Origin of the sequence: Frankia sp. CcI156, assembly GCF_001983015.1 — a bacterium.
Taxonomy (GTDB): domain Bacteria; phylum Actinomycetota; class Actinomycetes; order Frankiales; family Frankiaceae; genus Frankia; species Frankia casuarinae.
The window spans coordinates 31,518-41,544 of the sequence record NZ_MOMD01000060.1 but is presented as its reverse complement, the minus strand read 5'-3'; the positions used below and the strand labels follow the sequence as shown (position 1 = coordinate 41,544).

Sequence of the window (10,027 nt, the reverse complement as noted above, 5' to 3'; positions counted from 1 at the left end):
AGCGTGTGCGATGAGTGATCTCACCGGGAAAAGTGACCTGACCCTGAAGGCGGTGTTCGTCGACGCGTTGGACCGGTTCGGTGCGCGTCCCGCCCGTTTCGGCCGGCGGCGGGTAGACGGCGGCAAGTACCGACTGGTGGGTGACCCATCCCGCGACGGTATGGCCGTCGCTGGTGAGCACGGGCAGGCCCGGGGCGCCGGGGTCGTCGGTGAGTGCATGCAGGGCGGTGGCGACACTGTCGTCGACGGTGAGGGCGGGAGGGCGGACAGCGAGGTCGCCAGCGGCGCGCTGCTCGGCCCGGGCGTCGGTCTCGAGGGCGTGGGTGACGGCCGGTGTGGTGATGATCCCCTGGTAGTGCCCGTGTCCGTCGGTGACGGGGCGGGCGGGGAACGGCGAGCCGGCGAGCAGGGCGGCGACCTCGGAGAGGAGCGCGCCGGCCGGGACCGGCGGGGGCGGTGACCGCATCGCGGCGGTGGCCGGGATGGCCCGCAGGCGGCGCAGGTCGTGGGAGGCGTCGAGGTCGACGCCACGGCGGGTCAGCTTCAGGGTGTAGATGGTGTCGGTGCTCAGGAGCCGGCTGGTCAGGGTGGCGACGACGACGGCGGTCATCAGGGGGAGGATGATCGTGTACTCGCCGGTGAGCTCGAACAGGATGAGCACGGCGGTGATGGGCGCGCGGGCCGCGCCGGCGAAGACGGCACCCATGCCGACCAGGGCGTAGGCCCCGACAGGGGCGATGGTGCCCGGGGCGATATGGTGGGCGAGGGTGCCGAAGGCGGCGCCGGTGGACGCGCCGATGAACAGGGACGGGGCGAAGACGCCGCCGGAGCCGCCGATGCCGATGGTGAGACTCGTGGCCACGATCTTCCCGCCGATGAGGACGAGCAGGAACCACAGGGCGTACCCGCCGTGAACGGTGTGTTCGAGGACCGGGTAGCCGACGCCATACATCTGGGGCAGGGCGAGCAGGACGGTGCCGAGGAGCAGGCCGCCGACAGCGGGGCGTAGCCATTCGGGGCCGCGCCAGGCCCAGTCGCAGAGGTCCTCGATGAGATAGAGCAGGCGGGTGAACAGCACGCCGGTTAGGCCGGCCACCACGCCGAGCAGGATGAACAGGGGGTATTCGCCCTGGCTGTGAAGGGCGAAGGTGGGCAGGCTGAGAAAGGGAGTGTCACCGAAGGCGGCGCGCCCGATGACGCTGGCGGTGACGGCGGCCAGCACGACGACGCCGAAGGCCTCGGCGGTGAAGGTCCGCAGGATCACCTCCAGGGCGAACAGGACGCCGGCGACGGGGGCGTTGAAGGTGGCGGCGATGCCGCCGGCGGCGCCGCAGGCGACGAGGATCGGCAGCCGGCGGCCCGGCACGCGCAGGAGCTGGCCGAGAGCCGACCCGAGGGACGCGCCGATCTGCACGATCGGGCCTTCCCGGCCGACCGACCCTCCGGCACCGATGCACAACGCCGAGGCCAGTGACTTCACCGCCGAGACGCGGGGGGAGATGCGGCCGTCGCGTTCGGCGACGGCGGACATCACTTCGGGGACTCCGTGGCCGCGGGCCTCCCGGGCGAACCGGTGGATGAGCGGTCCGTAGACCAAGCCTCCGATCACCGGGACGGCCAGCAGGAACCAGAAACCCAGGTCCGGGATGTGGGGGTTGGGCAGCCGTCCGCCGACCGAGCAGTCCGCCCGGCCGCAGAACACCTCTGTGAAGAGGTTGATCAGCCCGCGGAAGGCGACCGCGCCGAGCCCGACCCCCGCGCCGATCACGACGGCCAGGGCCGCGAGGACGGCGCCGGCTCGGTGCTGGTAGATCTCCGGACGGGCTGCCCATCGGGTGGAGATCCCGCGTRACGTCACCGGCATGTTTGCACCATACAACTGTTGCTTTGTGCTTGTCATGATCCGGTCCGAGTAGAGATCGCGTTGCGCGGTAAAACGGTGACATGGCATGCCCGCCGGATGGCTCCGCCCTGCCGCCCTCGGTTCCCGACCCCGCGGGAGTGCCGGGCGTGGACGTCGACGAGGTCACCGATGCGGTCCTGACGGCATCCCGGCTGCTGGTGGCGGTGTCGGCCCGCTCGATCGCCGCCGTCGGCGAGGATGTCACCCTGCCGCAGTTCCGGATGCTCGTCGTGCTCGCCGGGCGTGGACCGCAACGCGCCGGGGAGCTCGCCGAGTCGCTTGACGTGCACCCCTCCACGGCCACCCGGATGGCCGACCGGCTCGTCGTTGCCGGGCTGATCCTCCGAGTCGGCAACCCGCGTAACCGGCGGGAGGTCATCGTCGAGCTGACCGGGCCGGGCCGGCGCCTCGTCGACGAGGTCACCGCCCGGCGCCGGGCCGAGATCGCGACGATCGTCGCCCGGCTCGCTCCGGACGTGCGGGGCAGCCTGGTCGGCGCGTTGCGCGCCTTCGCGGACGCCGGCGGCGAACCGGCGGCGATATCCGGTCGGGACGCCTCGGCCCTCGGCTGGACCTGACCGGCCTTCGCGGGTGGCCGACAAAATCTTCGACCCAAATCTTCGACGTCACGTAGAACATTCGGTCGGGAAGGCTCCTACACTCTGACGGCATGGAGGCGTCCGCCGGAGCGGGGGCACGCGTGATGCGAACAACCGTGTTCGCCGGCACATGCGTGGCCCTCTCCGCGCTTGCCCATCTCGCCGGGCACGGTTCCGCCCCGGCCGGGCCGGGTGGAGATCCCCTGGGGTATCTCATCCGAATCATCGCCGAAAGTGACGGGTTCGCGTCACACCGTGTCGCCGGGGTGGTACCCAGTCTGGAGTTCTCCCATGCCCTACATGCCGGCGCCTCGCGMCACCCGGTTCCGCCGTGGCCTGTCCACCCCCGCCGGGACCGACCGCCCGTTCCTTCCTCCCGGCCGGACATTCCTCGTTCCCGTCCTCCCCCTCGTCCTTCTCGTCGCTCTCGTAGCGATCTCCAGCTGTTCCTCGGGAGGCTCCTCGGCGGGCCCGTTGGTGCGCGGCGCATCCACGTCACCGAGCGCGGGGATCCGCGGCACCACGCTCGGCGCACCGATCGCGATGCCRGACCTGCGTCTGACGGACACCGCCGGGCGGCCCTACGACCTGCGCCCGCATGCCGCGGGCCGGCTCACCCTGCTGTTCTTCGGCTACACCCACTGCCCGGACATCTGCCCGACGACGATGGCCGATCTCGCCGCCGCGTTGACGCAGGTCTCCCCGGCCGTGCGCCGGCAGACGAGCGTCGTGTTCGTCACCTCGGACCCGGCGCGGGACACCCCGCCGGTGATCCGCCACTGGCTGGACATGTTCGACCACACCTTCGTCGGCCTGACCGGTGACGTGAAGACCATCGACACCGCCGCGCGCAGCGTCGGGGTGCCGCTGGAGCCGCCGCGACGGCAGGCCGACGGGAGCTACACCGTGGACCACGGTGCTCAGGTCCTGGCATTCACGCCGAAGGGCCAGGCGCGTGTCGTCTACCTCGCCGGCACCCCGGTGGCCGACTACGCCCATGACCTCCCGCTGCTCCTGCGGGGCGACGCGTGACCGGCGACGCGCCGACCGACGCGCCGACCGACGCGCCGACCGACGCGCCGACCGGAAGCCCGGGAGCCGCGCCGGTCGACGAGCGCGGACGGCCGGGGCCGGACCGCCGTCGGCTGCTGGGCGGCGCCGGGCTGCTCGGCCTCGGTGGCGGAGTCGTCCTCGGCACGGGGGTCGCCCTGGGCACGCAACGCCTGCTACCGGACCGGCCGAACCCGGTCGAGGCGGCTCGCCGCGCCGCGGTGGCCGCCGTGGCCGGTGACGGCCGTCACCAGCCCGGGATCGCCGAACGGGCCCCCGCGCATCTGATCTTCACCGCCTACGACCTGATCTCGACCGAGCCGACGGCGGTCCGATCCGCCCTCGCCGCGCTGCTGCGGACCTGGACGTCGGCCTCGGCGGTGTTGATGCGCGGCGAACCGACCGCCGGCGCCGAGCGGGACACGGCGGGGCTCGGGCCGGCCGCCTTGACGGTCACCGTCGGGCTCGGCGCGTCAGCGTTGCGCCGCGCCGGCCTCGACACGCGGATTCCCGGTCCGCTCGCGGACATCCCTGCCCTGCCCGGCGACCGGATCGACGCGGCCCGTGGCGGCGGGGACCTCGCCGTGCAGGTCTGCGCGGAGGACCCGATGGTCGCTTACTCGGCGGCCCGCCAACTGCGTCGCATCGCCGCTGCGTACGTCCAGCCCCGCTGGGTGCAGCGAGGGTTCCAGCGCACCGCGGCCGGTGCCGCCGACCCCGATGCCACCCCGCGTAACCTGATGGGGCAGGTCGACGGCACCGACAATCCCCGGCCGGGCACGGCACAGTTCGACCTCGCGGTGTGGGCCGCCGACGGGCCGGCATGGATGCGAGGCGGGACCTACGTCGTCTGCCGGCGGATCCGCATGCTGCTCGACAGCTGGGACCGGCTGACCGAGGCGGCGCAGAGCGAGGTCATCGGCCGGCGCAAGTCCGATGGCGCACCGCTGTCCGCCCCGCCCGCCGACCAGGGCGGGGGCGAGACGACAGCGCCGGACTTCGCCGCCCGCACTGCCGACGGCCGGCCCGCGATCGCCGTCAACGCCCACAYCCGACTGGCCCATCCGCAGTTCCACGGCGGCGTCGCGATGTTCCGCCGCGGCTACTCCTACGACGACGGCCTCGACGCCACCGGTGAACCGGACGCGGGGCTGTTCTTCCAAGCCTACCAGGCCGACCCACGTACCGCCTTCGTTCCCGTCCAGCGCGCCCTCGCCGCCTCCGACGCGTTGAGCACCTTCATCCGGCATACCTCCAACGCCCTGTTCGCCATCCCACCCGCCCCGCCGCCGGGCGGCTTCCTCGCTCAGCAGCTCCTCGATGGCGCATGAGCGCACCCCGACCTCGCGGAGACACCATGACCCGGGACACCTCATCTCTGATCGATCTCGGCGAGCGCGGAAGGCGTGGGCGCCGTGCCCGGGTCGCGCTGGCCGCTGTCACTGTCATGGCGGGGGCGGCGGCCGCGGCCACCTGGTGGACCCGCCGCCAGCCGACGACACCCCTGTTGCCGGTTTCGTGGTGCCGCTGGGGCCAGGGCGACGGGCCGCCCCCGCTGACCCCGGCGCGTCTGGTGGACACCTGGCAGCTTGACGCGGCCGCGCTCGCCTTCCTCGTGCCGGTCACTGTCCTGTACCTGTGGGGCGTCGCCCGGGTCCGCGCCCGCCATCCCGCGCGGTCCTGGCCCTGGCCCCGCACCTGCGCCCACCTCGCCAGTGTCGCGGTGGTGGTCCTCGCGACGAGCAGCGCCGTCGGCGTCTACGATGAAGCGCTGTTCAGCATGCACATGGTCCAGCATCTGATGCTGATCATKGTGGCGCCACCGCTGTTCGTCGCGGGCCGGCCCCTCATCCTCCTGCTGCACGCTGTCGGCAACCCCCTGCACACCAKGGTCCGTAAGATGATCCGCTCATGGCCGGTCAGCGTCCTGGTCTCCCCGCCCGCCGCCCTCGCCGGCTACGCCATCACGATCATCGGAACCCACCTCACCGGCTTCATGAACGAGGCGATGGCCCGGCCCTGGCTCGGCCAGCTCGAACACGTTCTCTACCTCGCTGCCGGCTACCAGTTCTTCGTGCTGCTCGTCGGCGACGAACCGATCCGCTGGCGGTTGTCCATGCCCGGCCGGCTCGCGCTCGTCATCCTGTCCATGGGCGTCGACACCCTCGTCGGCGTCGTCCTGCTACAGTCCCGCACCCCGATTGCCATGGCACCGCACACCTGGGGCAGCAGCCCCCTGCTGGACACTCAGACCGGCGGCGCTATCATGTGGGTCGTCGGTGACGGGATCATGGTTGTGCTCATCGTGCTGCTGTTTCGGGTATGGACGCGTAAACCCGAGCCGGTGCGCCGGGCCCGTTCGAGCTGGCTGGAACGGGCCCGTACCGCGACCTTTGCCACCCACACCGGCCACGAACCCGCCCCCACCACCATGGTGGTCGCCAGACCGGCCGCCCGGGCGCGATCCGTCGACCTCGACGATGATGAGGCGAGCTGGCGGGCGTACAATGACTGGCTCGCTCGCCTGGACACGACCCGTTGACCTGGGCGGRCACGACCGTTGACCGGTGCGACCGCGGTAGCCGAGACCGTGGCAGCCTCAGCGGCAGGACCGCCTCCCGGTCGTCATGGATCGGTCCTCTCCCGTTCCCTGCTCGCCACTGGGTGGCGAGCGGCGGGCTGATGGACGTACAGCTCGCGCCGCCGCGGGGTCATGGCCGCGGGGACGGGCTCCGGCAGCCGGTAGCGGGCGGGATGCTGGTGCTCGGCGTACAGCCGGCCGGCATTGTAGACCCGGGGGAATTTCCAGAGCATCCGTGGGAAGTTCGTCTGGCCGCGCGCCAGGTTCGCGGCGACGATCCGGGCGGTCGCGGCAAGCGCCTTCGCGCCCAGGTGTTTGCGGTTGAGGACCGCCTGGGTGGCGACGAGCTCGCGGTAGAAGCGGTCGAGGGGGAGCCGGGTGGGGACGACGGCGTGCTGGATGTCGAACAGCCGGTAGTCCAGGGTGGTGAGCCGCCGGGACTGGGTGTGCCAGATCTCCGTACCCGGATAGGGGGTGCACACCGTGAGATGCACGATTTCCGGCACCGACAACGCCCATTCGCGGACGAGACGGAACTGCTTCTCGTCCCAGTCCGGGTCGGCGATGAGGTTCACCGCGACCGTGATGCCGATCTTTCGGGCAACTTCGAGGGCGCGGATGTTCTCGTCCGGGGAGATCCGCTTGTGGTAGASGTCCAAGCCGTCCGCGTCGAGGGCTTCCATGCCCAGAAACATGTATTCGAGGCCGAGGCGGCGCCAGCGCTCGAACACCTCGGGATGGCGCAGCAGGACGTCGCTACGGGTTTCCAGATAGTACCGTTTGCGAATCCCTCGGCGTTCGACCTGATCGGCGATGGCCATGCCGTGTTCAGGCCTGATGAAGGCGACGTCATCGACGATGAAGACGTTCGGTTCCCGGATGGCGGACAGTTCCTCGCCGGCCGCGTCCGGGGAGAGGCGGCGGTAGCTGCGGCCGTAGAAGGTCCAGGCGCTGCAGAAGGAGCAGTCCCATGGGCAGCCGCGAGTGAACTCGACCGAGGCGCACGGGTCCAGTTCCCCGATGAAGTAGCGGCGGCGGTGGGCCAGCAGATGGCGGGCCGGTAGCGGCTCGTCGAGGCCGGGTAGCAGGGCCGGGGTCGGGCCCGCCCCGTCGGCGGTGACCGCGCCCGGGACGTCCGCGAGACGGGCGCGGTCGGCTTCGAGGATGCGTGGGGCGACCACTTCGCCCTCGCCGCGCGCGACCACATCGAGTGCGCCGTCGCACTGCTTCAGCAGGTGCTCGGCGATGAAGGAGACGCTGTGGCCGCCGGCCACGACCAGGCAGTCGGGCAGTTCCCGCTTCGCCCGGTGCGCGAACTCGATGACCTCGGGGACGTTCGCGAGATAGTTCACCCCGAACATCACCGCGTCGGGACGGCACTTTCGCAGGTGGCGCGCGTAGGCGGCCGGTTTCTCCACCTGAAGATCGAGCATGCTCACCTCGTGGCCCGCGGCGAGCAGCGCGGCCGCCACCCGTTCCAGCCCCAGCGGTTCGAGCCGTAGGAAGATCTTCGAGTACATCAGCGCGCTGGGATGAACCAGCAGGACACGCATGTTGCTCCTCTCGCCTGTTCGGGGACGGATCTAGGTGTTCGAGGGCGGGCCTGGGCGGATCGGACTGATGCGGACTGATGCGGTCCCGCCCCGAACGTGCGTGCCGGGGACCCTGYGTGCCGGGTACTGCCCGTGGGTCGCCCGTGGGTCGCTCTCCGCCCGGGCGCCGACTCCGCGTCGCCTGTCATCTTCCTGTTCCTGCCCCGGGATGCCGGCATGACTCGGGAACGAACCTTACATTCGGCTGACAATGACGTCGGTGCGTCGGGCGACGGTCCTTCAACGGCACGAGAGACCGGCCGGGACCGGCCGCGACGAACGGGTTTGACGGTGGCGTGCACCGTCCATACCCAGACTCACGGTGCTGGTGCGAGCGGCGGTCGGCTGATCGATGGGTGGGAGGGAAGCGCAGCTATGTCACAGGTCGCGGACTATGTCCTGCAGCGGTTGACCGGCTGGGGTGTTCACCGCATATTCGGCTATCCCGGGGACGGCATCAACGGCTTCCTCGGGGCTTTCGACCGGGCCGGCGGTGATCCTGGGTTCCTGCAGACCCGGCACGAGGAGATGGCGGCGTTCATGGCCTGCGCGCACGCCAAGTTCACCGGTGAGGTAGGCGCGTGTGTCGCGACMTCCGGCCCGGGGGCGATCCATCTGCTCAACGGTCTCTACGACGCCCGGCTCGACCATCAGCCGGTGCTGGCGATCGTCGGCCAGCAGCGGCGGACCTCCCTCGGCGCCCACTACCAGCAGGAAATCGATCTGATCTCGCTGTTCAAGGACGTCACCGAGTACGTGCAGTACTGCATGGCCCCGCCCAGCGCCCGTCATCTCGTCGATCGGGCGATGAAGACAGCGCTGTCCAGCCGGGCGCCGGTCTGCCTGATCTTCCCGGAGGATGTCCAGGAGGAGAAGTACACCGAGCCTCCGCATGAGCACGGGGCGGTGCGGACCAGCATTGGCTGGACGAAACCACGCATCCTGCCGGATCCGGACGAGGTGCGCCGCGCCGCCGCCGTGCTGAATCGGGGCCGCCGGGTGGCGATGTTGATCGGGCAAGGGGCGGCCGGCGCCCGCGAGGAGGTGACGGAGGCCGCCGACCTGCTCGGCGCGGGTGTCGCCAAGGCCCTGCTCGGCAAGGATGCGCTCCCCGATACCCTGCCGTTCGTGACCGGCCCCATCGGGCTGCTCGGCAGCGAAGCCAGCCACAAGATGGTGATGGGCGCCGACACGCTCCTCCTGGTCGGGACGAGCTTCCCCTACTCGGAGTGGCTGCCGCGGGAGGGCCAGGCCGCCGGCGTCCAGATCGATATCGACGGCCGGATGATCGGTATTCGTTATCCGATGGATGTTCATCTCGTCGGCGACGCGGCCGAGACGCTGCGCCAGTTGATTYCCCTGCTCATCCGCAAGGAGGACCGTTCCTGGCGGCGGTTCATCGAACGGGAGGTGGCGACCTGGCAGCGGGTGCTGGCGGACCGGGCCAGGCTGCGGGCGGATCCGATGAACCCGCAGATCGTCGCGTACGAGTTGGACAAGCGACTGCCCGATAACGCGATCCTCACCGCGGACTCCGGGTCGGCGACCACCTGGTGGGCCCGTTACCTGCGCATCCGTGGGGACATGAAGGCGTCGTTGTCGGGAACCCTGGCGACCATGCTGCCCGGAGTGCCCTACGCGGTGGCGGCGAAGCTGGCCTATCCGGAACGACCGGTGATCGCGTTCGTCGGCGACGGGGCGTTCTCGATGCTGGGCATGAACGAGCTGTTCACGGTCAAGCGGTACTGGGAGAGGATGAACACCGATCCGCGGCTGGTGTTCACCGTGTTCGTGAACGAGGACCTCAACCAGGTCTCCTACGAGCAGCGGGTGATGGCGGGTGATCGGATCAATGTCGAGACGCAGAAGATCCCGTATGTGCCGGCGGCGGATTTCGCCCGGCTCCTCGGTTTCACCGGGATCCGCTGCGACTCGCCGGACAAGATCGGTGCCGCGTGGGAACAGGCGCTGGCTGCGGACCGGCCGGTTGTGCTTGAGGTCGTTGTCGACGCGAAGGTGCCGCCGCTGCCGCCGCACGTCCGGCCCGAGCAGATGCGCAAGACCGCCCGGGCGTTCCTGCAGGGCGACCCAGAGGCCGTCGGCATCGCCGTGCAGGGCTTCAAGGGCAAGTGGCAGGAGGCGAGGGAGCACCTCCCGCACGCCGCCCGCAGGTAGTTTCCCCACCTGCGATCTGCCCGTTCCCGCCACCCCGCCCGGGGAGGCCATCCCCTACCTCGGGCCCCTACCTCGGGAGGTAGCCGCTGTGCCGGCGATCGAGCGCCTGGGCATCGCGGCCTGTGCC

The 10,027-nt window shown here is 70.9% G+C and carries 7 protein-coding genes; 5 read left to right on the top strand and 2 right to left on the bottom strand.

The genetic code is table 11. The features are described from left to right. On the bottom strand, positions 1–1,864 hold a 1,864-nt coding region (locus CcI156_RS19445; RefSeq protein WP_076807384.1), incomplete at its 3' end, for a chloride channel protein. A gap of 80 nt (positions 1,865–1,944) precedes the next feature. Between CcI156_RS19445 and CcI156_RS19440 the strand changes: the two genes are divergently transcribed. The 4 genes from CcI156_RS19440 to CcI156_RS19425 all read left to right on the top strand — a co-directional run bounded on the left by CcI156_RS19440 (position 1,945) and on the right by CcI156_RS19425 (position 6,094). Beyond that, positions 1,945–2,481 carry a MarR family winged helix-turn-helix transcriptional regulator gene (locus CcI156_RS19440; protein WP_011436910.1) on the top strand — a complete coding sequence of 179 codons (537 nt, stop codon included), beginning with the start codon at positions 1,945–1,947 and terminating at the stop codon, positions 2,479–2,481. A gap of 312 nt (positions 2,482–2,793) precedes the next feature. Continuing rightward, positions 2,794–3,534, top strand: coding sequence for an SCO family protein (locus tag CcI156_RS19435; RefSeq protein WP_076807382.1), 741 nt, complete (start codon positions 2,794–2,796; stop codon positions 3,532–3,534). Continuing rightward, entirely contained in the window at positions 3,531–4,883 is a 1,353-nt protein-coding gene (locus CcI156_RS19430) for a Dyp-type peroxidase (RefSeq protein WP_083718686.1), read from the top strand. The genes CcI156_RS19435 and CcI156_RS19430 overlap by 4 nt, the downstream gene beginning before the upstream one ends. A 26-nt stretch (positions 4,884–4,909) precedes the next feature. Further along, complete coding sequence (locus CcI156_RS19425) at positions 4,910–6,094, top strand: cytochrome c oxidase assembly protein (protein ID WP_076807380.1); 1,185 nt, start codon at positions 4,910–4,912, stop codon at positions 6,092–6,094. A gap of 83 nt (positions 6,095–6,177) precedes the next feature. Here the strand turns inward: CcI156_RS19425 and hpnR are convergent, their stop codons facing one another. Next, a complete protein-coding gene (gene hpnR / locus CcI156_RS19420) occupies positions 6,178–7,686 on the bottom strand; it encodes a hopanoid C-3 methylase HpnR (RefSeq protein WP_076807379.1) in 1,509 nt (502 codons plus the stop codon). Positions 7,687–8,100: 414 nt separating this feature from the next. Here hpnR and CcI156_RS19415 point away from each other — a divergent pair, with 414 nt between their 5' ends. Beyond that, entirely contained in the window at positions 8,101–9,900 is a 1,800-nt protein-coding gene (locus CcI156_RS19415) for a thiamine pyrophosphate-requiring protein (protein WP_076807377.1), read from the top strand. The last annotated feature ends 127 nt before the right edge of the window (positions 9,901–10,027 follow it).